Source organism: Nonomuraea sp. 10N515B (assembly GCF_052245915.1).
GTDB lineage: Bacteria > Actinomycetota > Actinomycetes > Streptosporangiales > Streptosporangiaceae > Nonomuraea.
In genome coordinates this window covers 380,979-402,367 of sequence record NZ_JBQQBQ010000003.1, presented here as the reverse complement: position 1 = coordinate 402,367, position 21,389 = coordinate 380,979, and the positions used below count along the sequence as shown (strand labels likewise).

The window sequence follows — 21,389 nt, the reverse complement described above, 5'->3', positions numbered from 1 at the left end:
AATAGGCCGCGCCGTCATCGTGACACGGAGGACGAGCCCATGCGAGCGATATCTGGGGGTACGTGAATCCTCATGACGCACATCATCGATCGCGAAGCCGTACAGGACCTGGTCGCCGCCCGCCAGGCCCAGCTGGTCGAGGTGCTTCCGGAGGAGGAGTACACGTGGGCGCACCTGCCCCGGGCCGTGAACCTGCCGCTCGGCGCCCTCGAGAAGGGCTCCTCGGCGCTGGACCGCGCGCGGCCGGTGGTCGTCTACTGCCACGACGCGCTGTGCGACCTGAGCCCGCGCGCCGCCCACCGGCTCGAACGCCTGGGATTCGGCGAGGTGCACGACTATGGGGCGGGCAAGATGGACTGGCTGGCGGCCGGGCTGCCGTACGAGGGGGAGGCCCACCTGGTGTCGGAGAACGTGCGCCGCGACCCCGTCACGGCCGGCCTCGACGACCCGTTGGAGGAGCTCACCGAACGGATCATCGGCGACCCGGCGGGGCTTGCGGTGGTGGTCGACCAGGATGACGTGGTCCAGGGCGTCGTCGGGTCGAGCGAGCTCAAGGGCGCCGACATGAGCGGCACCGCCGAGCAGGCCATGCGCGTCGGGGTGACCACGGTGCGCCCGAGCGAGCAGCTCGAGCCGCTGATCCAGCGGATGGACCGGGCGAAAGTAGATCATGTCGTCGTCACGAAGGCGGACGGCACGCTGGTGGGCCTGTTCGGGCTCGGCGACGTCCGCCCGCAGGCAACGGAGTCCGACCTCGGCTAGGGCCGCCGGTCCAGCCGGAACGTCGGCTGGCCCGGGGTGCCCGGTTGGGCGTCGAGTGACTTGTCGTCCAGGATCGCCACGGTGTCCTCGGCCACGAAGACGCGTATGTCCTCCGCCTCGATGATCTGGTCGCCGGCCTGCGGCTGGCTGGCCAGGGCGAGTTCGAGCGCACCGGCCTCGTCGGCCTTCGCGGAGATGCGCAGGCCCGCGTCGGCGGGCACGTCGACGCCGGCCATCACGTCGCGGATCGCGACGACGGCGTTGTGAGTCAAGGTCAGCACTGCAAGCTCCTTCACACCATCGAGAACCTCCGCCTCCCCAGCAGCGATCTGCCCAAACGCGGCATGGCGGGTCCGCCGCCGGGTAGCGGGATGGGCATGACCAAGACCGACAAAGCGGTTCTCGACGTCCTGCTCGACCGCTACGGCAGCACGTTCGCGGGCGAGGCCGGCATCAAGCTGTCCGACCAGCCGAGGCCGCTGTACCAACTGCTCGTCCTGGCCACACTGCTCAGCGCTCGGATCTCGTCCGGTGTCGCGGTCGCGGCCGCGAAAGAGCTGTTCAAGGCCGGGTACGGCACGCCCAAGGGCATGCGGGAGGCGAGCTGGCAGGACCGGGTGGACGCGCTGGGCCGCGGCCACTACCGCCGCTACGACGAACGTACCGCCACCATGCTCGGGGACGGCGCCGAGCTGCTCCTCGACCGCTGGAAAGGGGACCTGCGGAAGCTGCGCGACGAGGCGAAGGGCGACGACCGGCGGATCGCCTCGCTGCTGATGGAGTTCCCCGGCATCGGGCCGACCGGGGCGGACATCTTCCTGCGGGAGGTCCAGGCCGTGTGGCCGCAGGTCGCGCCGCACCTGGACAAGCGGGTGCTGGACGGCGCGGGCAAGCTGGGGCTGCCGAAGCAGGCCGGCCCGCTGTCCGAGCTGACCCACTCCGGTGAGGAGCTGGCCCGCCTGTCGGCCGCACTCGTCCGGGTGTCGCGGAGCAAGAAGACGGTTGATGAGGTGAAGTCGGCGGCAGGATAGGTTCGGACCATGGGTGAGTTTGTGAGCGTCGAAGTAGCCGACCAGATCGCCACGATCCGTCTTGATCGTCCCAAGATGAACGCGCTCAACGGCCAGGTTCAGCTGGAGATCGCCGAAGCGGCGCGCATCGTGGACGCCGACCCGCAGGTGCAGGCGGTCATCCTCTACGGCGGCGCGAAGGTCTTCGCGGCGGGCGCCGACATCAAGGAGATGGCCGACATGTCCTACGCGGACATGGTCGCTCATTCCCGCACGCTCCAGGAGTGCTTCACGGCGGTCGCCCGGATCGGCAAGCCGGTCATCGCCGCGATCACCGGTTACGCCCTGGGCGGCGGCTGCGAGCTGGCCCTGTGTGCCGACTTCCGGGTCGCCGGCGAGTCGGCCAAGCTGGGGCAGCCGGAGATCCTGCTGGGCATCATCCCTGGCGCGGGCGGCACCCAGCGCCTGCCCCGCCTCATCGGCCCGGCCCGCGCCAAGGACCTGATCTTCACCGGCCGCCACGTTCCCGCCGCCGAGGCCCAGGAGATCGGGCTGGTGGACCGGGTGGTGCCGGACGAGCAGGTCTACACGGCCGCGCTGGAATGGGCCGCCACGTTCGTGGGCGGCCCCGCGATCGCGTTGCGCGCCGCCAAGCAGGCCGTCGACCAAGGTCTGGAGGTGGACCTGGACACGGGCCTTGAGGTCGAGCGGCTGCAGTTCTCCGGGCTCTTCGCCACGGACGACTCCAAGATCGGTATGCAGGCGTTCACCGAGAAGACCAAGCCCAAGTTCACCGGCCGGTAGGCCCGTTCGTTCAGGCCGTCCATCTGGCTCCGGGTTTGCCAGTATGGTGGCGTTTCATGATGCGCGTCCTGGTCCCTGCCCGGCTCCGCGCGGCCGTGCGCACGTGGTTCGACTCCCGCTACATCTCGATCGCCGACCACCGGCAGGACATCAAGGACGCGCTCTGGGAGGTCCAGACGCTGCGGCGGGAAGTGGTCACCCTCCAGGACGAGGTGGCACGCCTCAGGAACGCCAGGCCGCCGGTGGCAGCGGACCAGGCGACGATCGACGACACGCGCCGGCTCGCCCAGGAGACGGCGAAGGCGCTGGACGGGGTGCTCCAGAACGAGGTCCTCGTCTGGCAGGCCATCGACGAGCTGCGGCACGCCGGAGCTCGCCGGAGCTCGGCCGAGCCGGGGGAGCGGCCGTGCGTGTGACGTGGGCTGTGACCTCGACTGGCGGGGACCTGAGCTTCCGGCTCGACCCCGCGGACGAGATCACCGGGCGGGCCTCCGACGACTACCCCGTCAAACTGGCCACCAACTCCTGCTCCATCGGCGGCGTCCCCGCCGACGCCCACCCCGACCTGTTCGCGGTCGCGGCCTGGACCGTCGTCGCGCCGTGGACCCGGCGCCGGATCTCCTTCGACCGGGCCATCTCGGCCGAGCTCGCCGCCGCCTTCCATGACGGCTGGGGCATCGAGGCCGGGCCGGTGGGGGCGCAGGCACGGCAGGCGGGCCGTACGCTCGCGATCTCGTACAGCGGTGGCGCGGACTCCGTGGCCGCGGCCACGATCTACCCTGAAGCGCCTTTCGTGCACTTCCGGCGGGTGGCGCATCGGCGCGTGCCCAACCGGTGGCCGCACTACCGGTCCGACGTGCTGGCCGGGCTCGCCGCGACGACCGGACGGACGGTGTCCACGGTCACGTCCGACCTGGAATACACACTCGCCGAGCCGCGCCCCGGCTACCCGGAGCACCACGCGGTGGCGGCTGGAGCGCTGCTGCTCGCCGACGAGCTGGACCTCGGCGGGCTGGGCTTCGGCTATGAGCTCGGCTCACGCTGGCTGGGTGGCGGGCGCTATCTGCACCGGTACACGCCCGACAACCCCATGTGGTCGCCGCATGGCCGGTGGGGAAAGCTGTTCGCCGCGGCCGGGGTGCACATCGTGCTGCCCGTCGGCGGCGTGAGCGAGGCGATCACCATGCGGGTGGCCCTGAGCTCCGACCTCAAGGGCCAGGTGCGCTGGTGCCTGCGCGGCACCGACGGCCCGTGCCGCACGTGCGGCAAATGCCTGTACAAGGAGCTCATCCAGGCCGCCGTGGAGCGGCGGCCGCTGGACACGCCGCTCACCGCCGACCGTCCCGTCGTGCGCAAGTGGCTGAGGAAGCCGCCGTACGGCGGGCAAGAGATGATCGAGTACGGGCTGGCGCGGGTGCCCGGGATCGAGAACACGCCCTTCGCCCGGGCGCTGGACTACTTCGAGGCGAGCGAGGAGTCGACGAGCTGGCTCGACCACTGCTACCCGCCGGCCATCGACGAGATTCCGGCGCAGTGGCGTGACCAGGCGGCCGCGTTCATGGCGGCCCACGTCGGGTTCATGACCGAGGCCGAGGCCCGCCGGGTGGAAACATGGGGCTCCTGACGGACATCGTCGACCGGGGTGAGGAGCTGGGTGCGTGAAGGTTTATCTGTCGGTGGACATGGAGGGCGTGACGGGGCTGACCGACCCCGAGGAGATGCACGCCGGCCAGCGCGGCTACGAGCGCGGGTGCGAGCTGATGACCGCCGACGCCAACGCCGCCGTCGCGGGCGCCTACCAGGCGGGGGCGGCGAGTGTGCTGGTCAACGACGCCCACGGCTCCACCAAGAACCTCAGGATCGACCTGCTGGACGAGCGGGCCAGTCTCATCCGGGGACCGGGCAAGGCGCAGCGCATGGCCCAGGGGCTCGACGGCTCGTTCCAGGCGGCCGGGTTCGTCGGCTACCACGCCCGCGCAGGCGTGGCGGACGGCGTGCTCAACCACACCTGGATGGGCAAGGAGATCCAGAACGTCTACCTCAACGGCGAGCTGTGCGGCGAGACGCGCCTCGTGGCCGCGTGCGCCGGGTTCCACGGCGTGCCGGTGGTGCTGGTCACCGGGGACGAGGCGGTCGGTGAGGAGGCACGCGAGCTGCTCGGCGACGTAGAGACGGTCGCGGTGAAGAAGGGCATCGACAAGTTCTCGGCCGAGCTGCTGCCGCCGGGCGTCGCCCAGGCTCGGATCCGTGAGGCCATGGCTCGCGCTCTAGGCCGGTTGAGCGACTTCACGCCTTACCGGCTGGCGGCGCCGTACACGCTCGGGGTGGAGTGGAACTCCACCGCCATCGCCGCTGCCGTCGCGCTGATTCCCGGCGTGAAGACCGCCGGGTCGCGGCACATCGAGTTCACCACCGACGACTTCACCCAGATCATGGCGCTGTTCGGCATCTTCGCCACCATCGGTGGTCAGGTCGCCTGCGGCAGCGGCCCCTACGGCTGAGGAAGGGGAGCGGGCGTGGAAGGTGCCGGAGCTCGGAGCTCCGCGGCGCTGACCCGGAGGGGGCTGCTCGTCGGGATCGGGGCGGTGGGCGGCGCGGGCGCCATGTACGCCGCCATGGGCGCCCTGGGCCTGGCTCCTTCCGGGCAGGACAAGCAGTTCGCCGCCCCCAGGCCGGGCGACTTCGCGCTGCGCGGGAAGGCCTCCGCCAAGGTGGTGATCCTGGGCGCGGGCGTCGCCGGCCTGACCGCCGCGTACGAGCTCGGCAAGAGCGGCTACGACTGCACCCTCCTCGAGGCCAGGGAGAAGGCGGGCGGCAGGAACCTGACGCTCCGCGGCGGCGACCGGCTGACGGAGCTGAACGGCCCGGCCCAGGAGGTGACGTTCGGCGAGGGCGTTTACTTCAACGCGGGCCCCGGCCGCATCGCCCCCTGGATGGTGACCCTCGACTACTGCCGCGAGCTGGGCATCCCCATCGAGACGTTCGTGAACAACAACGCCTCCGCCTACGTGCACACCGCCGGCCAGACGGTACGGGCCCGCACGGCCCGAGCCGACATGTACGGATATATGGCGGAATTACTTGCCAAGGCCACGAACCTCGGCGCCCTCGACAAGGCCATCACCCAGGACGACCAGGAACGCCTGCTCGACTTCCTCAGAAGGTTCGGCGACCTCGGCCCCAAGCTCGAGTACGAGGGTTCCCCTCGCCGCGGTTTCGTGAAATATCCGGCGATCGACCTCGGCACCCCCCTCGACGCCCCCGGCACCCTCCGCCAGGTCCTCGCCGCCGGCACCGGCCGCGCGATCACCAACGACTTCGGCCACGACCAGGCGACCCCCATGTTCCAGCCGGTCGGCGGCATGGACGCGATCGTCACCAAGCTCACCGAGGCGGTGGGTCAGGACCGCATCATCACGGGCGCCAAGGTCACCAAGATCACCACGTTGGACGACGGCGTGGAGGTCGTCTACGAGGGCGGCGCCATCAAGGCCGACTACTGCATCGCCACCCTCCCGCCCCACCTCCTCGCCAAGATCCCGCACAACCTCGGCGCCCAGGTCACCGCCGCGCTCAGGACGCCGGTCCCGATCGCCGCCGGCAAGATCGGCCTGGAGTACGGCACGCGCTGGTGGGAGCTGGAGGACCGCATCTACGGCGGCGTGACCGAGACCGACCTGGACATCACCCACATCTGGTATCCGTCCCACGGCTACCACGCGGAGCGCGGCCTCATCGTCGGCTACTACAACACCGAGCGCCACGCCGAGCTCTACGGCGCCCTCACCCCGGAGGACAGAAGGCGCAGGGCGCTCACCCAGGGCAAGAAAATCCACGGCGACAAATACCGCCAGAACCTCCTGTCCAGCGTCTCCATCGCCTGGGAACGCCAGGCCCACATCCAGGGCGGCTGGGTACGCTGGCCCGCCTTTGATTCGTCCTTCACTCTTCTGCAACGCCCTGCCGGAAGGGTCTACTTCGCGGGCGACTGGCTCACCCACCTGATCGCCTGGCAGGCGGGGGCCATGGAGTCCGCCCGCGGCGCCGTCACCCAGCTGCACCAGCGCGTGTTGCAGTCGCCGTGACGGCACGCTGCTCCACGGACCGGCATAGGGTCCGAGGAGAAGCGAATCGAGGAGATGGGATGACGCTGCACTGGGTCCCCGCGACCGAACGAACCGACCTCCTGGCCGATCCCGTGGCTCACGCCGTGGCCGGCATGGAGGGCGTCGAGGTGGCCGAGATCGACCCCGATCTCGCCGACACCGCGGCCTTCTGCGAGCGCTATGGCGTACGGCTCGACGAGTCGGCCAACTGCGTGGTCGTGGCGGCCAAACGGGGCGGCGAGACGCGCTACGCCGCCTGCATGGTGCTCGCGACCATGCGCGTCGACGTGAACGGCGTCGTACGCAGGCATCTCGACGCCCGTAAGGCGAGCTTCGCGCCGATGGACGACGCGGTCGAGCTGACCGGGATGGAATATGGCGGCATCACGCCGCTCGGCCTGCCCGACGACTGGCCGATCCTGGTGGACGCGCACGTCGCCGAGCATCCGAGGGTGGTGATCGGCAGCGGCCTGCGCAGATCGAAGCTCGCCGTCTCCGGTGCCGCGCTGTCCGGGCTCAAGCGGGCCGAGGTCCTGGCCCTAGCAAACTGAAGCCGATTCGAGACCGTTGGATGGGAAACCCATGGGGCCATTGCGGACGTTGTACGAGTGGGAATGTGGCCTCATGGTTCATCTCGTGGGCGGGGATTAAGCCGGTATGGTGCTTCATGCCATGAACGATGACCGACTTGGCCCTTACCGGCTGCTCAGGCGGCTCGGTGAAGGCGGGATGGGCGTTGTCCACCTCGCTGCCGACCCGCAGGGGCGGCAGGTGGCGGTCAAGGTCCTGCGCGGAGAGGTCGCCGGCGACGAGGTCGCCAGGCGGCGGCTTTCGCGCGAGGTCGAGACCATGCGCCGGGTCCGCAGCAAATACATCGCCGAGGTCGTCGACGCAGACGTCACCGGTCATCGGCCTTATATCGTCACCCGTTTCGTGCCGGGCCGCCCGCTCGACGAGATCGTCAAGGACGACGGCCCCCTCGACCTGCCCGCGCTGACCAGGGTCGCGCACGGGGTGGCGTCGGCGCTGGCCGCCGTGCATTCGGTCGGCGTGATCCACCGTGACCTCAAGCCCGGCAACGTCATGATCCTGGACGGCGAGCCCGTCCTGATCGACTTCGGCATCGCCCAGGCGGTCGACGCGACCCGGCTGACGCAGACCGGCATGTTCATCGGCACGCCCGGCTACCTCGCGCCCGAGATCATCGAGGGCCAGGAGGCGGGCCCCGAGGTCGACGTCCACGCGTGGGCGGGCACGCTGCTGTTCGCGGCGACCGGCCAGCCGCCCTTCGGCAAGGGCACGCTGGAGATGATCTTCTACAACATCACCGCGGGCAAGGCCGACGTCAGCGCCGCCCCGGCGACGCTGCAGCCGCTGCTCAAGGCGGCCTTCCAGCGCAACCCCAACAAGCGTCCCAAGGCGGCCGACCTGGCCGAGCAGACCGCCAGGATGTTGCCGCAGCAGCCGCCGCCGGGCGGCATGCCCGACGAGATCTCCACCGCGCCACGCGCGACGGACACACCGCCGCCTCGGGTGACGGACAAGCCGGCCTACGACATCTCCACGCCGCCGGTCACGCCCAGGCGGCTGCTCGAAGGCCAGGACCAGCCCGCCGCGCCGCCGCAGGAGCAGCCATACGTCTCGCTGCTGCCCAACCAGGCCGACCCGTGGCCAACCCGCCGGGTCACGCCCGAGGAGCTGCGGCAGATCCAGCGCGAGGGCGCTCCGGTTCCGCCGAGCCAGCCGTGGCCGCAGCCGCAGGCCAACAACCACCCGGTCCCGCCGGGCGAGACCGACGTGCCGACCATGCGCGTACGCCCCGACTCGCCGGACTACGGCAGGCTCAGCACCGGCCCTGACGCCGGCAGGCCCGGCCCCGACATGGGCAGGGTGGGTCACGGCCCCGACATGCCCGACTACGGCAGGCCGAGCCCGACGCCGGCCCAGCCGCCTCCTTACATCCCGGCGCAGCCGCAATATCCGCCGGACCGGATGACCAGGCGGGAGCCTTACATCCCGGCGGCCGCGCCTGGCAGGGCACTGCAGCGTTCCAGGGCGTACGGCGTGGCGAGCGCCATGCTGCTCGTCCTCATGACCGTGGCGGCCGTGCTGGCGCCCGTGCTCGTGGCCGTCGCGGCCATCCCGATCGCGGTGCTGCTGCGCGCGGCCGACCTGGCGCAGCCCCAGCTCACCGCCCGCCGGGCCGCCGGCGCCGCCGCGCTCGACGTGATCAGGGTGCTGGCCTACCCCAAGGCACTCGCCAAGTCGGTGGGCATCACGCTCGCCTTGGTGCTCTACGCGCTCATCCTGGGGCTGCCGGTTACACTGTTGCTATCGGTAGTGGCCGGGATGGATTCATACAATGCCCTCGCCTGGGGCGCCGCGGTCGCGCTGTGGACCGTGTGCGCCGGCCCCGGGGTCGAGGGTCCCGGCAAACAAATGCGCAGAACGCTCTCATCGCTCGTACCCTCGAGAACAGCGGCGATGGTGATAGCGGGAATCCTCGCGGCGGGTGCCGCGCTCTCGCTGATCCTCGCTTACGGCACGTTCGGGGACAACGCAAGGGGGGCCGTATGGACTCCGCTGAACGTCGATCCAGTGGTGGAGCTGCTCAAGGACTTGAAGGATGGGGGATGATCCGGGGAAGGCGGCGATGAACACCCAGGCACCAGAGCGGCTCGGCCCTTATCGGCTCGTCAGGAAGATCGGCGAAGGCGGCATGGGTGTCGTCCATCTCGGTCTCGACGGCGAGGGCCGCGAGGTCGCCATCAAGGTGCTCCACCCGCACGTGGCCGCCGACCTCAAGGCGCGCGACCGGCTGACCCGCGAGGTCGAGACCATGCGCCGGGTGCGCAGCCCGTTCGTCGCCGAGGTCATCGACGCCGAGCTCGTGGGCGGCCAGCCCTACGTCGTGACCCGCTTCGCCCCCGGCCGCACGCTGGAGGACACCGTCCTGACCGACGGCGCCCTCATGGCGCGCGAGGTCATCAAGCTCGCCCAGGGGCTCTGCCAGGCGCTGGTGGCCATTCACGCGGCCGAGGTGATCCACCGCGACTTCAAGCCGTCCAACGTCATGCTCGTCGACGGCGAGCCGCTGGTCATCGACTTCGGCATCGCCCACCTGGTCAACGCCACCAGGCTGACGCAGACCGGCATGTTCGTCGGCACGCCCGGCTACCTGGCGCCGGAGATCATCCGCGATACGGACATCACCCAGGCGGCCGACGTGCACGCCCTGGCCTCGACGGTGTTCTTCGCCGCGACCGGCGCGCCGCCGTTCGGCACGGGAACGTTCGAGGCGGTCTGCTTCAACATCATGGAAGGGCGGGCGCAGCTCGACAAGGCGCCCGCGTGGCTGCGCCACTGGCTCAGCCGGGCCCTGCAGGTCGACCCTGCGGCCCGGCCCGGCGCCCAGGAGTTGCTGCGGATGGCCAGGGCGCTGGATCCGTCGGTGACCACGTTCAACGAGACGCCGTCCTTCGACGGGCCGACGGGGACCAAGCGGATGGGCAGCGGGACGCGGGTCATGGACTCCTACTCCGACCTGCTGCCTCCGGTCCAATACGCCAAGCCTGCGCCGCCGCCTCCGGCTCCACCGCGGGAGAAGAAGCGGCGTGAGGAGAAGCCGCCGCCCTACGTGCCCGCGCCCGTCTCCGCCCGGCCGCCGATGGCCGACCAGCGGGTGGCAGGCTACCCGGCGCCGCAGCCGCGCACGGCCCCGCCGCCACCGGCGCCTCGCTACGCTCCGCCGCCTCAATACACTCCGCCGGCCGAGCGGAAGAAATATCTGTTCGGCAGCCAGTTCACCGGGTTGCTGCTGCTGGTCACGCTGGTCGCGCTGACGGTCATGATGCCCGTCATGGTGGGCGCGGTGGCGGTCGTACTGGTGCTGGTGTTGCGGCTCGGCGAATACCTGTTCGGCGACCTGGTCAAGCGGCGGCAGATCCGCGGAAGCAGCGGGTCCGACCCGCTGCTCGTAGTGGTCGGCACGCCGTGGGCGCTCGTGAAGTCGGCGCTCGTGACAGCCGTGCACGGGCCGCTGGCGCTGCTGTTCGGCGTGTGCGTGTGGGGCGTGCTCTACTGGGCGGGCAGGATGAGCGTCAACGAGGCGGCCGCCTACGGGGCCGGAGCGTTCACCGCCGGCCTGTTCGTGCTGCCCGGCGGCGGCTCGCCGCGTAAGGCCGTGACCCGCTCGCTCACCAGCGTCCTGCGTACGCCCGGTGCGGCGCTGGTCGCGGTTGTGCTGGTGGGCACGGCGGCGCTGTTCGCGGTGATGTTCGCGCTGGGCCAGCAGCCGGTGTGGTCGCCGTGGCAGGCGCCGGAGACGGTCATCGACCAACTGGCCAGCGAGGCCAGGCAGAGCACGATGGGGCTGATCAGCGGACTGATCGGCAGCCTGCTGGACGATCTCGGGCTGGGCTTCCTGACCAACTGGTCCTGAGGCGTCCCGGCAGGGCGTCTGAGTCTGGCGCCTGAGTCTGTCGGGTGGGCGTCAGGAGGATGGCGCCCGAGTGTCCCGGCGAGCCGTCAGGGGGAGAGTAGAGGTATGAGCGAGCGTCTCGGCCCCTATGAGCTACTTTCCCGGCTCGGGGCAGGCGGGTTCGGCGAGGTGCATCTCGCGCTCGACGCCGAGGGACGCACGGTCGCGGTCAAGGTGCTGCACCCGCACATCGCGGCCGACGGCGCCAGTTCCGGCGCGCTCGCCCGGCTGGCGCGCGAGGTGGAGACCATGCGCAGGGTCGGCGGGCCGCATGTGGCGGAGGTGCTCGACGCCTCTCTGGAGGGCGCCCGACCCTATCTCGTGACCCGTTATGTCCAGGGCCGCCCGCTCAGCGCCCTGCCCGCGCCCATGGACGACCTGCACAGGCTGGCCTCCGGACTGGCCGACGCGTTGCTGGCCATGCACGAGGCCGGAGTGATCCACCGCGATCTCAAGCCGGCGAACGTGATGATGGCCGAAGGCGATCCCGTCGTCATCGACTTCGGCATCGCCAGCGCGCTTGACTCGCTGTCGGTCACCGCCTCGGGCGCGGTCGTGGGCACGCCCGGCTACCTGGCCCCCGAGGTGCTGGAGGGCAAGCAGGCGGGCATGGAGGCCGACGTGTTCTCGTTCGGGGCGACGCTGGCGTACGCGGCGACCGGGCGGCAGCCGTACGGGCAGGGTCCGGCCTCCGCGGTCGCCTACCGGGTCGTGCACCATCCGCCCGATCTGGAAGGCGTGCCCGAGTGGCTGGCGCCGCTGTTACGGGCGTGTTTGTCCGTCGATCCGGCCGCGCGGCCGACGGCCGCGGAGATCTGCGCCAAGCTGGGCGTCGCCCATGTGCCTGCCCCGCCGCCCCGCACCTCCCTCGCAGCCGACCACGCGATGACCGTGGAGTGGCGGCCGGGCAAGGAACGGCATCGGCGGACGGTGGAGGAGTCCAAGGCCCGGCATCGGGAGAAGGTACGCAGGCGCTGGCTGATCGGCTCCGGCCTGTTCGTGTCGTTACTGGCGGCCGCGGCGTGGGAGCCGCTGTCGGAGGTCGCGCTCTTCCTGCTGGCGGCGTACGCGCTGGCCGTGGTGGCGGATGCCGGGGTGGCGCTGTTCTCACGCGGCCCTTACCGGCGCAGTCGCATGATCACGGATATGGTGAGCGTGGCGGGGGTCGTCGGGCTGTGTTTCGGGCTGGCGGCGCTCTTCAGCACGTTCACGCTGGCGCTGTTCGCGGGCACGGCGCTGGTGGTCGGGATCGTGTTCCTGCTGTCGGCATGACGGTCCGTGGCGGCGCGGGGCCTGGTGGGCGTCAACAGAATTAAGCTCGGTATGGTGGCTGTCGTATCGTCCGCATCCGCGGCGGTTTGCGCGTAAGCTACCCATGGGTAACATGACCGCGACAAGCCACCCTCTGCCGGGAGCCCGGAGGACACCTGGCAGTCTGGACAGCATTGCATCCGGCGCCCACCGCAGCGACGCGGTGGCGCACGCGAAACGGGAGGTCGGCCACCGGCCATGAACATCGTCGTCTGCGTGAAGCAGGTCCCCGACACGGCGACCGAGCGCAAGCTGCGGTCCGATGACAAGACGCTCGACCGCGACGCCGCCGACGGCGTGGTCAACGAGCTTGACGAGTACGCGGTCGAGGAGGCGCTGAAGCTCAAGGAAGCCCACGGTGGCGAGGTCACCGTGCTCACCATGGGCCCAGGCAAGGCCACCGAGACCATCCGCAAGGCCCTGGCCATGGGCGCCGACAAGGCCGTGCATCTGAGCGACGAGGCCCTGCACGGCTCGGACGCGCTGTCGACCTCGTACGCGATGGCCCAGGTGCTCAAGAAGATCGGCTTCGACCTGGTCGTCCTGGGCTCGGAGTCCACCGACGCACGCACCGGCGTGCTGGCCGCCATGCTGGCCGAGCGCCTCGGTGCGCCACAGCTCACGCTGGCCAACAAGGTCGAGATCGAGGGCTCCTCGATCACCATCCAGCGCCTCACCGACTACGGCTTCGACAAGGTCTCGGCCACGCTGCCGGCCGTCGTCTCCGTGGTGGAGAAGATCAACGAGCCGCGTTACCCCTCGTTCAAGGGCATCATGGCGGCCAAGAAGAAGCCGGTCGAGACGCTCGCCATCGGCGACGCCTCCATCGATGCCGCCCAGGTTGGCCTGGCCGCGGCCTGGTCCGAGGTTGTCGACTTCGCCGCGGCCCCGCCGCGCGCGGCCGGCACGGTCGTCAAGGACGAGGGCGACGGTGGCGAGAAGGCCGCCGACTTCCTGGCGTCGAAGAAGTTCATCTGAGAACGGGGGATTACTGAAATGTCGGAGATTCTCGTTCTCGTCGAGCACGTCGACGGCGAGGTCAAGAAGGTCACGCTGGAGCTGCTCACGCTGGCCCGCTCCCTCGGCACGCCGGCCGCCGTCTGGGCCGGCCCCGGCATCACGCCGGACGCCAAGGCCAGGCTGGCCGAGTACGGCGCCGAGAAGATCTATGTCGCTCCCGCGAGCGACATCGTCGACCACGTCGTCGCGCCCAAAGCCGAGCTCCTGGCGCAGCTGGTGGCCGACAAGTCGCCGTCGGCCGTGCTGGTCGCCGCCACGCCTGAGGGCAAGGAAGTCGCCGGCCGCCTCGCGGTCAAGACCGACTCCGGCGTCATCACCGACGCCGTGGGCCTCGGCGAGGGCTTCGTGGCCGACCAGTCGATCTTCGGCGGCGGCATCAACGTGCAGTCGAAGGTCCGCAAGGGCACCCCGATCGTCGCCGTACGCCCCAACTCCACGGCCCCCGCGCCCGCCGCGGGCGCCGGAGCGGAGGAGGAGATCTCGGTGGCGCTGTCCGACGCGGCCAAGGCGGCCCGCATCGTGGAGCGCGTCAAGCAGGAGAAGGGCGCCCGTCCCGAGCTGACCGAGGCCGCGATCGTGGTCTCCGGCGGCCGCGGCGTCGGCTCGGCCGAAAACTTCTCCATCATCGAGGAACTCGCGGACGCGCTCGGCGCGGCCGTCGGCGCCTCGCGCGCCGCGACGGACGCGGGCTGGTATCCGCACCAGTTCCAGGTGGGCCAGACGGGTAAGACGGTGTCGCCGCAGCTCTACATCGCGGCGGGCATTTCCGGGGCGATCCAGCACCGGGCCGGCATGCAGACCGCCAAGACGATCGTCGCCATCAACAAGGACCCTGAGGCGCCGATCTTCGAGCTGGCCGACTACGGCGTGGTGGGCGACCTTCACCAGGTCGTGCCCCAGCTCACGGAGGAAGTCAAGAAGCGCAAGTAGGTTGCGGCGGGTGGGGCAGGCACGGTCTTCGCTCGGTGGCGCTTGCCGCAAGGGAGCTCAGGCTGTGACTTTGGGGGGCGCGGCCCCCCAAACCCCCGCTCAAAGCCGCTTCGCCGATTCGTCGGCTCGACCGCGTGGCCGAGGGCGTGGGCGGGAGGACTCCACAACCGAGGCCGCGGAGACGTTGCTACGCTTGTAGCGCATCACCTACGCTTGTGGTATGGCAGCTATTCCTGCCCGAGAATTGCGAAATAACACTGCCGATGTGCTGCGGCGTGTTGAATCCGGCGAGGAGATCGAGGTTCTCCGAGACAATCGCCCGGTCGCGAAGATCATCCCGGTCTCTCGTCGCCGCCGATGGATTTCCGCTGTCGAAATCGGTACCGAACTGACCCGTCTCGGTGCGGACGCCACAGGCCTTGCGGACGAACTGCGGGAGACACTCACTGAGACGACGGACGATCTCCGGTGGTAGAGCGCAAACGCGCGCTGGCTGACACATCGATCTTCATCGGGCTAGAGGCGGAGCGCTTCGATGCCAGCCGGTTCGTGGACTATGAGTGGGGTGTCTCTGTGGTGACCCTCAGTGAGCTGAGGCTCGGCGTGCTTCAGGCTCGCGATCCTGACACATCTGCCCGACGACTCTCCACGTATCAGCTCGCCGGACGTTTCGAGCCCATCGCCATCGACGAGGCCGTCTCCGACGCATGGGCCTTGCTGGTTTCTCGTCTACGTGCCGCCGGGCAGAAGGCGCCCATAAACGATAGCTGGATCGCCGCGACGGCCATAGCGCACAACGTTCCCGTCGTCACACAGGACGCGGACTATGACGAAATGCCTGGTGTCGATGTCATCAAGCTGTGAGATCTGCGTCACTCTGGCGTCGATTACCGCAGCTCAAGTGGCTTGTGTGGGCGTTCCGCCGAAGGTTCTGTGGGCGTTCTGTCGAAGGGTGTGTGGGCATTCTGCCGAGGGATGTTCGAGCGGCGGACATGGAAGCCGTGCTCAGCGGTGTGCCGCGTACATCACCTGAAGGGCGTCGAACCGAATGAACTCGTCGATCTTCACCATGTCCAACGCCTGGAGCAGCCGGACGGAGGGGAGATTGGCCGCCTGGGGTGATGGCGACGATCCGGCCGGTGTCTGGGACGTTGGCGAAGCCCCGGTCCAGGACCGCCGCGCATGCCTCGTGAGCGTAGCCGTGTCCCCAGTGTTCGGGCAGGAAGCTGTAGGACAGTTCGAGGTCGTCTTGCTCGGTGCGTCCGTAGTGGCAGAAGGATGTCCGGGTCCAGCCATGTACGTTCCAACGCGGGCAGGTCGTCACGCGTGGTCGCCCTCACCTGCAGGCGCTGCGTTGAGATCCCAGTTGGATCCAGCCACTCCTCCATGATCGAGCCGAGATAGCGCCTCGCCGCACCGCCCGGCGGGTGAGCGCGGGGCGGCGACGGCGATCCACAGGAAACTCCCAGATCGGGTCGTCAGGCGGCGATCTCGGCGGGTTGCCGGTCCGGGAGCGGGAGCCGGTTGACGGTGGCCGGTTCGGTACGGGGGAGGAGGCGGGCGGCCAGGGCGATCAGCAGGCCCAGGATGACGCCGATGCCGAGTGCGGTACGCAAGCTGGTGGCGTCCGACAGGAAGCCGATCACCACGGGGCCGAGCAGCAGGCCCGTGTACCCCATCGCGCCCGCCTGGGCGATCGCCGGCCCCGGGGTGTCGGTCGCGGTCCCGGCGAGCGACAGCGTGAGCGGCGAGATCGTCGCCACGCCGAGGCCCACGAAGAACATCGCGAACACCGCCACCAGCGCCGCGGGAGCCAGCAGCACCACCGCGAAGAACCCGGCCGTGGCAACCCCGGAGACGGTCAGCATGCCGCGCACGCCGAACCTGGTCCGCAGCCGGTCGCCGGTGAGCCTGGCGATCAGCATGCCCACCTCGAAGACCGGGTAGCCGAGCGCCGCCAGGGCCTCGGGGGCGCCGAGCTCGTTGCGCATGTACAGGCCGTTCCAGTCGGCGACCGTGCCCTCCACCATGAACGCGAAGAACATGATCGCGCCGAGCAGGTAGACGATCGGCGGCATGCGGCGGCGGCCGCTCGCGGCGGCCTTGGCGGCCGGCGCCTCGGGCAGGTACGTGCGACCGAGCACGATCATGACCGGCAGCGCGGCCAGGCCGATCAGCGCCACGTTGGCGGTGAACGACAGTCCCAGGGCGATCGACAGGCTGCCCAGGGCGCCTGCCGCGATCGCGCCGACGCACCAGCCCGCGTGCATGCCGTTCATCAGCGGACGGCCGTACGCCTGCTCGACGGTGGACCCCTGGGCGTTCATGGCAATGTCGACCATGCCGAACCCCAGGCCGAACACCGCCACGGCGGCCATGAGCCACGGGAGATCCGGGGCGAAGGCCACGGCCACGAGGCTGAGCGCGGTGAGTGGGCCGCCGACCCGCAGAACCGCCCTGCTGCCCGCGCGGGTCATGATCCTGCGCATGGACTGCATGGTCACCAGGGCGCCCAGACCCCAGACCAGCAGGATGGCGCCGACCGTGGACTCGGACAGGCCGAGTTTGTCGGTCAGCGCCGGGATACGCACGGTCATCGTGCCCACCATCAGGCCGCCAAGGACGAAGGTGAGGACCGCCCCGTAGCGGGCGCTCCTCAGGTTGCGGGTCATTCGGCAACACCTCACAAGATCGTTAATTATTTTGGACATCACTGGCGTGGGGTGACGCAGGTGGCACGTCGCTCGGTTGGAGCGTCGTGCGGGTGGGGCGTCGTGTGGCTAGGCGCCGTGCTGGTCGCGCCGGCCTCCACCGCACGCCGTCTCGCCGACCCGGCGCCGGGTTGGCGGACGGAGCGGGGGCGTGGCGGTAGGCGTCGGGTCCTCGCGGACGGCGGACCCTCGGCGGGGTCGGCCGAAGTCCCTCGGCGGCGTTAGGTGCGGGTCGTTGGGACGGGCCGGGTCAGGGCGCTTTGGGCGGAGTTTTCAGCAGGGCTCGCAGGCGGCCCTCGAGGGCCGCCAGATCGTCCTCGGTGTTCAGCTCCGGGTCGTGGCTGGCCACGTCCCAGAGCCCCTCACACGCGAGCCGTACGATCTGCGATGCCCGCGGATCCGGCTCCTCGCTCAACCCCTCGCGATGCCATCGGGCCATCGCGTCACGGAGCGGCGCGAGCAGGAAGAGGTTGCCCGATGCCCCTGTGACGACCGCCCATCGTCGCAGCCGGCCCGATCGCACGGCGGCCAGCGTCGCGCCCACGTAGCGCTCGGTGTAGGTCTCATCTGGCTGAGCGGCCATGAGCTCGTCGAAGTCCTCGATCAATCGCTCCACCATGCCCTTGATCAAGGCTTCTTTGGAGCTGTAGTGATAGAGGAGGCCACCCTTGCTCACACCCGCCCGCTCGGCGACGGCCGCCAGCGTGAGCGCGGCCGAGCCCTGGTCGCAGAGGAGCTCCTCCGCCGCGTCCAAAAGCTCGTCTCGTCTCATGCCTTTACTGTACCGTCCGGACGGTACAGTCGCAAACGAGATACCCTGAGCACGTGACCAGACCGTCGGCCTATCTTGATCATGCAGCGACCACGCCCATGCTGCCCGAGGCGATCGAGGCCATGACGGAGCAACTCAAACGGGTGGGAAACCCTTCCTCGCTGCATGCGGCGGGCCGTCAGGTGCGCAGGGTGGTCGAGGAGTCGCGGGAGACGATCGCCGACGCGCTCGGCGCCCGGCCCAGCGAGGTCGTGTTCACCTCGGGCGGCACTGAAGCGGACAACCTCGCGATCAAGGGGCTTTACTGGGCGCGGCAGCCGCGGCGGCGCGTGCTGCTCAGCTCCGTGGAGCACCACGCCGCGCTCGACCCTGCCCATTGGCTGGCCGGCAGCCAGGGCGCGGAGGTCGAGCTGCTGGACGTCGACGCCTACGGCCGGGTGCACCCCGACACGCTTCGGGAAGCGATCGAGCGCGACCCCGGCGGCGTGGCGATGATCAGCATCATGTGGGCCAACAACGAGGTCGGCACCGTCCAGCCGGTGCGCGTGCTGGCCGCCATCGCCCGCGACCACGGCATCCCGTTCCACACCGACGCGGTCCAGGCGATCGGGCAGCTGCCGGTCTCGTTCGCCGGGTCAGGGGCCGACGCCCTCACGCTGACCGGCCACAAGGTCGGCGGCCCGATGGGAGTCGGCGCGTTGTTGCTGGCCAGAGGACTGACCCCGGTGTCCGTGCAGCATGGCGGTGGCCAGGAGCGCGACGTGCGCTCCGGCACGCTCGACGCACCCGCCATCGCCGGGCTCGCGGCCGCCGTCAGCACCGCCGTCAAGCATCAGGAGGCCCTGAGCAGCCGTCTGACGGCGCTGCGCGACGAGCTCATCGAACGCGTCCGCCGGGCCGTGCCCGACGTGCTGCTCAACGGCGATCCGGACAACCGGCTGCCCGGCAACGCCCACTTCTCCTTCCCCGGCTGCGAGGGCGACGCGCTGCTCATGCTGCTGGATGCCAAGGGCGTGGAGTGTTCGACGGGCTCGGCGTGCTCGGCGGGCGTGGCGCAGCCGTCACACGTGCTGCTGGCCATGGGAGCCGACGCGGCCGCGGCTCGGGGCTCGCTCAGGTTCACCCTGGGCCACACCTCGACCCGCGAGGACGTCGACCGGCTGATCGAGGTGCTCCCGGCCGTCGTAGAACGCGCCCGCCGCGCCGGCCTCAGCTGAGGAAGGGGGCCACCGCGGTCCATCCGGCGTCGGTGCTGACGTCCACCCGGGGCTCGCCTTCCTCCCAGCCCACGATGAGCTCCTTGGCGTGGATGGCGGCCTCGCCGGTCGGGTCGGCGTAGACGTGGATGGTGCGCAGCCCTTCGGTGCTCAGGTGCGCGGCGAGCACCGCGTCATCACGCAGTTTGAGCATGCGGGCGGCCAGCCGCTCCTCGAAGTCGCGCAGCGCGGTCAGCGACTCGCCGATCGGCAGGCCGGCCTCGTCGCGGTGCGCGTACGGCAGCGTGATCGCGATGTGCTGGTCGAACAGCGGATAGTCGACCGGGCGCAGCGGATAGCGGGCCGTGGCGACGAGCGGCGCGCCGCCCGCCGTCTGCCCTTCGAGCAACACCCACTGCTCCTCGTCGAAGCCGGAGGCCACGTCGGCGACCACGGCGGGCAGATGCACGGCGGGCACCGCGTCGATCGGCTCGAACGTGACGGCCGTGATCTCGCCCACCCACCTGGCCACGTCGTCCTCGCCGAGCAGCCAGTCCAGGGCCAGCAGCGCGGTCTCCATCCTGGTGTCCTCGTCGAGCTCGCCGAAGATCGGATGGTAGGCGGCCACGTCGACCCGCGGCGTGTCCCGCGGCGCCCGCAGGCCCAGCATCAGCTTGTCGAGCGCGAACTCGAAGCCGCCCACGTCCAGGGTGAGCTCCAGCGCCTGTGGATTGGCCTGCCGCGATGGGTGGAACTCCCAGAGCAGGTCGGCCTCCGGCGCGCCCTTGGCCCAGCGGTGCGCGAGCGGGCGCAGCTCGGCGTCGCCCGCCGAGGTCACCACCAGGGTGTGCATGGCGTTCCTGCCGGGCGCCACCTCCCAGACCAGGTCGGGATGCAGCGCGGCGACGGCCGGGGCGAGCAGGTCCTCCAGCCCTCCGGTGTCGCCCGCGGCCACGAGCGAGTCGAGCCGCGGCCTGGCCTCCTGCCACCACGTCCAGAACTCGGCGATCCCGTCTCCGCGCGGCTCGTCGTCCTCGTCGTCTGCGTCCTTGCGCCCGAACAGTCGCATGGGCTGAATACTCCCAGATCCCCGTCATGGTCGCGCACTCCCCGCCGGACAGTACGCTGGAAAGGTCATGGGATTGCGTGTGCTTGCCGCCATGTCGGGCGGCGTCGACTCCGCCGTGGCCGCCGCTCGGATCGCCGAGGCGGGCCACGATGTCACTGGTGTCCACCTTGCCCTGTCCGCCAACCCCCAATCTCACCGCACGGGCGCCCGGGGGTGCTGCACGATCGAGGACTCGCGGGACGCGCGCCGCGCCGCCGACGTGATCGGCATCCCGTTCTACATCTGGGATATGGCCGAGCGTTTCCAGCGTGACGTGGTCGAGGATTTCGTGGCCGAATACGCGGCGGGCCGCACGCCCAACCCGTGCCTGCGCTGCAACGAGAAGATCAAGTTCGCGGCCGTGCTCGACCGGGCGCTGGCCCTGGGCTTCGACGCGGTCGCCACCGGTCATCACGCCAGGCTGGCCGACGGGGTCCTGTCCAGGAGCGTCGATGAGGGCAAGGACCAGTCCTACGTGCTGGGTGTGCTCACCCGCGAGCAGCTCGGCCACGCGATCTTCCCGCTGGGTGACTCGACCAAGGCGGAGGTGCGCGCGGAGGCCGCCAGGCGCGGCCTGACCGTCGCGGACAAGCCCGACAGCCACGACATCTGCTTCATCGCCGACGGCGACACACGGGGCTTCCTGTCCAAGCGGCTCGGGTCGGCGGAAGGGCCCATCGTGGACCAGAGCGGCGCGGTGGTCGGCAGCCACCAGGGCGCGCACGGCTACACGATCGGCCAGCGCAAGGGCCTGCACATCGACCGCCCGGCCACGGACGGCAGGCCGCGCTATGTGCTGTCGATCGAGCCGGTGTCCAACACGGTCACGGTCGGGCCGCGTTCGGCGCTGGAGGTCACGTCGATCACCTGCGGTCCGCCGGTGTGGAACGGGCCGTCCGAGGTCTCCGGCGAGCTCACCGTGCAACTGCGGGCACACGGTGAGGTCTACGGGTGCCGCTTCGAGGAGGCCGACGGCGGGTTGCGCATCGAGCTCGACCGCCCGGCCATGGGCGTCGCGGCGGGCCAGGCGGCCGTCCTCTACCGCGGGGACACCGTCGTGGGGTCCGCCACCATCGCCGGCGCCTCGTAGCGCTCGCGTCCGAGGGCATCGTCACGGCCTCGTAGCGCTCGTCGCGTCCGAGGTCGTGACGACGCCGGCCGAACGGTGGACGCCGACCT

The 21,389-nt window shown here is 70.4% G+C and carries 22 protein-coding genes; 17 read left to right on the top strand and 5 right to left on the bottom strand.

Annotated features, from left to right (window positions below; genetic code table 11):
• Positions 1 to 72 precede the first annotated feature (72 nt).
• Positions 73 to 762, top strand: coding sequence for a rhodanese-like domain-containing protein (locus ACTWQA_RS06415; RefSeq protein WP_327589176.1), 690 nt, complete (start codon positions 73 to 75; stop codon positions 760 to 762).
• On the opposite strand, the gene ACTWQA_RS06410 is transcribed toward ACTWQA_RS06415, so the two are convergent.
• A complete protein-coding gene (locus ACTWQA_RS06410; protein WP_305916704.1) occupies positions 759 to 1,043 on the bottom strand; it encodes a Fe-S cluster assembly protein HesB in 285 nt (94 codons plus the stop codon). The genes ACTWQA_RS06415 and ACTWQA_RS06410 overlap by 4 nt on opposite strands.
• Before the next feature lie 96 nt (positions 1,044 to 1,139).
• Between ACTWQA_RS06410 and ACTWQA_RS06405 the strand changes: the two genes are divergently transcribed.
• The 14 genes from ACTWQA_RS06405 (at position 1,140) to ACTWQA_RS06340 (ending at position 15,287) form a co-directional block, all read left to right on the top strand.
• Positions 1,140 to 1,793, top strand: coding sequence for an endonuclease (locus ACTWQA_RS06405; RefSeq protein ID WP_443158332.1), 654 nt, complete (start codon positions 1,140 to 1,142; stop codon positions 1,791 to 1,793).
• A 9-nt stretch (positions 1,794 to 1,802) separates the two neighbouring features.
• A complete protein-coding gene (locus tag ACTWQA_RS06400) occupies positions 1,803 to 2,576 on the top strand; it encodes an enoyl-CoA hydratase/isomerase family protein (RefSeq protein WP_327589178.1) in 774 nt (257 codons plus the stop codon).
• Between the two features lie 56 nt (positions 2,577 to 2,632).
• Positions 2,633 to 2,992, top strand: coding sequence for a hypothetical protein (locus tag ACTWQA_RS06395; protein ID WP_443158331.1), 360 nt, complete (start codon positions 2,633 to 2,635; stop codon positions 2,990 to 2,992).
• Positions 2,983 to 4,200, top strand: a complete 1,218-nt coding sequence (locus ACTWQA_RS06390; RefSeq protein WP_443158330.1) for a DUF6395 domain-containing protein — start codon at positions 2,983 to 2,985, stop codon at positions 4,198 to 4,200. The genes ACTWQA_RS06395 and ACTWQA_RS06390 overlap by 10 nt, the downstream gene beginning before the upstream one ends.
• 34 nt (positions 4,201 to 4,234) lie before the next feature.
• A complete protein-coding gene (locus ACTWQA_RS06385) occupies positions 4,235 to 5,077 on the top strand; it encodes a M55 family metallopeptidase (protein WP_443158329.1) in 843 nt (280 codons plus the stop codon).
• Positions 5,078 to 5,092: 15 nt separating this feature from the next.
• Positions 5,093 to 6,661, top strand: a complete 1,569-nt coding sequence (locus tag ACTWQA_RS06380) for a flavin monoamine oxidase family protein (RefSeq protein WP_443158328.1) — start codon at positions 5,093 to 5,095, stop codon at positions 6,659 to 6,661.
• 59 nt (positions 6,662 to 6,720) lie between these two features.
• Complete coding sequence (locus ACTWQA_RS06375; RefSeq protein ID WP_305916697.1) at positions 6,721 to 7,233, top strand: YbaK/EbsC family protein; 513 nt, start codon at positions 6,721 to 6,723, stop codon at positions 7,231 to 7,233.
• 121 nt (positions 7,234 to 7,354) lie between these two features.
• A complete protein-coding gene (locus ACTWQA_RS06370; protein ID WP_443158327.1) occupies positions 7,355 to 9,319 on the top strand; it encodes a serine/threonine-protein kinase in 1,965 nt (654 codons plus the stop codon).
• A complete protein-coding gene (locus ACTWQA_RS06365; RefSeq protein WP_443158326.1) occupies positions 9,309 to 11,123 on the top strand; it encodes a serine/threonine-protein kinase in 1,815 nt (604 codons plus the stop codon). The genes ACTWQA_RS06370 and ACTWQA_RS06365 overlap by 11 nt, the downstream gene beginning before the upstream one ends.
• Positions 11,124 to 11,228: 105 nt before the next feature.
• Entirely contained in the window at positions 11,229 to 12,434 is a 1,206-nt protein-coding gene (locus ACTWQA_RS06360) for a serine/threonine-protein kinase (protein WP_443158325.1), read from the top strand.
• A 237-nt stretch (positions 12,435 to 12,671) separates the two neighbouring features.
• Positions 12,672 to 13,451 (top strand): electron transfer flavoprotein subunit beta/FixA family protein, encoded by a 780-nt coding sequence (locus ACTWQA_RS06355; protein ID WP_305916693.1) that lies wholly within the window; start codon positions 12,672 to 12,674, stop codon positions 13,449 to 13,451.
• 18 nt (positions 13,452 to 13,469) lie between these two features.
• Positions 13,470 to 14,423 (top strand): electron transfer flavoprotein subunit alpha/FixB family protein, encoded by a 954-nt coding sequence (locus tag ACTWQA_RS06350; RefSeq protein WP_443158324.1) that lies wholly within the window; start codon positions 13,470 to 13,472, stop codon positions 14,421 to 14,423.
• Between the two features lie 220 nt (positions 14,424 to 14,643).
• The gene (locus tag ACTWQA_RS06345) at positions 14,644 to 14,898 is read left to right on the top strand and encodes a type II toxin-antitoxin system Phd/YefM family antitoxin (RefSeq protein WP_443158323.1); all 255 of its coding nucleotides are present in this window, start codon (positions 14,644 to 14,646) and stop codon (positions 14,896 to 14,898) included.
• Positions 14,892 to 15,287, top strand: a complete 396-nt coding sequence (locus ACTWQA_RS06340; RefSeq protein WP_443158322.1) for a type II toxin-antitoxin system VapC family toxin — start codon at positions 14,892 to 14,894, stop codon at positions 15,285 to 15,287. The genes ACTWQA_RS06345 and ACTWQA_RS06340 overlap by 7 nt, the downstream gene beginning before the upstream one ends.
• On the opposite strand, the gene ACTWQA_RS06335 is transcribed toward ACTWQA_RS06340, so the two are convergent.
• The 3 genes from ACTWQA_RS06335 to ACTWQA_RS06325 all read right to left on the bottom strand — a co-directional run bounded on the left by ACTWQA_RS06335 (position 15,277) and on the right by ACTWQA_RS06325 (position 17,906).
• Positions 15,277 to 15,747, bottom strand: a complete 471-nt coding sequence (locus ACTWQA_RS06335; RefSeq protein ID WP_443158321.1) for a GNAT family N-acetyltransferase — start codon at positions 15,745 to 15,747, stop codon at positions 15,277 to 15,279. The two genes, ACTWQA_RS06340 and ACTWQA_RS06335, sit on opposite strands and share 11 nt — an antisense overlap.
• A gap of 154 nt (positions 15,748 to 15,901) precedes the next feature.
• Positions 15,902 to 17,095, bottom strand: a complete 1,194-nt coding sequence (locus ACTWQA_RS06330; RefSeq protein WP_443158320.1) for an MFS transporter — start codon at positions 17,093 to 17,095, stop codon at positions 15,902 to 15,904.
• A gap of 289 nt (positions 17,096 to 17,384) precedes the next feature.
• Entirely contained in the window at positions 17,385 to 17,906 is a 522-nt protein-coding gene (locus ACTWQA_RS06325) for a TetR/AcrR family transcriptional regulator (RefSeq protein WP_443158319.1), read from the bottom strand.
• 53 nt (positions 17,907 to 17,959) lie between these two features.
• On the opposite strand from ACTWQA_RS06325, the gene ACTWQA_RS06320 reads away from it, so the two are divergent.
• Positions 17,960 to 19,123, top strand: a complete 1,164-nt coding sequence (locus ACTWQA_RS06320; RefSeq protein WP_443158318.1) for a cysteine desulfurase family protein — start codon at positions 17,960 to 17,962, stop codon at positions 19,121 to 19,123.
• Here ACTWQA_RS06320 and ACTWQA_RS06315 read toward each other — a convergent pair.
• A complete protein-coding gene (locus tag ACTWQA_RS06315) occupies positions 19,116 to 20,171 on the bottom strand; it encodes a DUF695 domain-containing protein (protein ID WP_443158317.1) in 1,056 nt (351 codons plus the stop codon). The genes ACTWQA_RS06320 and ACTWQA_RS06315 overlap by 8 nt on opposite strands.
• 67 nt (positions 20,172 to 20,238) lie before the next feature.
• Here ACTWQA_RS06315 and mnmA point away from each other — a divergent pair, with 67 nt between their 5' ends.
• Positions 20,239 to 21,300 carry a tRNA 2-thiouridine(34) synthase MnmA gene (mnmA, locus tag ACTWQA_RS06310; protein ID WP_443158316.1) on the top strand — a complete coding sequence of 354 codons (1,062 nt, stop codon included), beginning with the start codon at positions 20,239 to 20,241 and terminating at the stop codon, positions 21,298 to 21,300.
• Positions 21,301 to 21,389 lie beyond the last annotated feature (89 nt).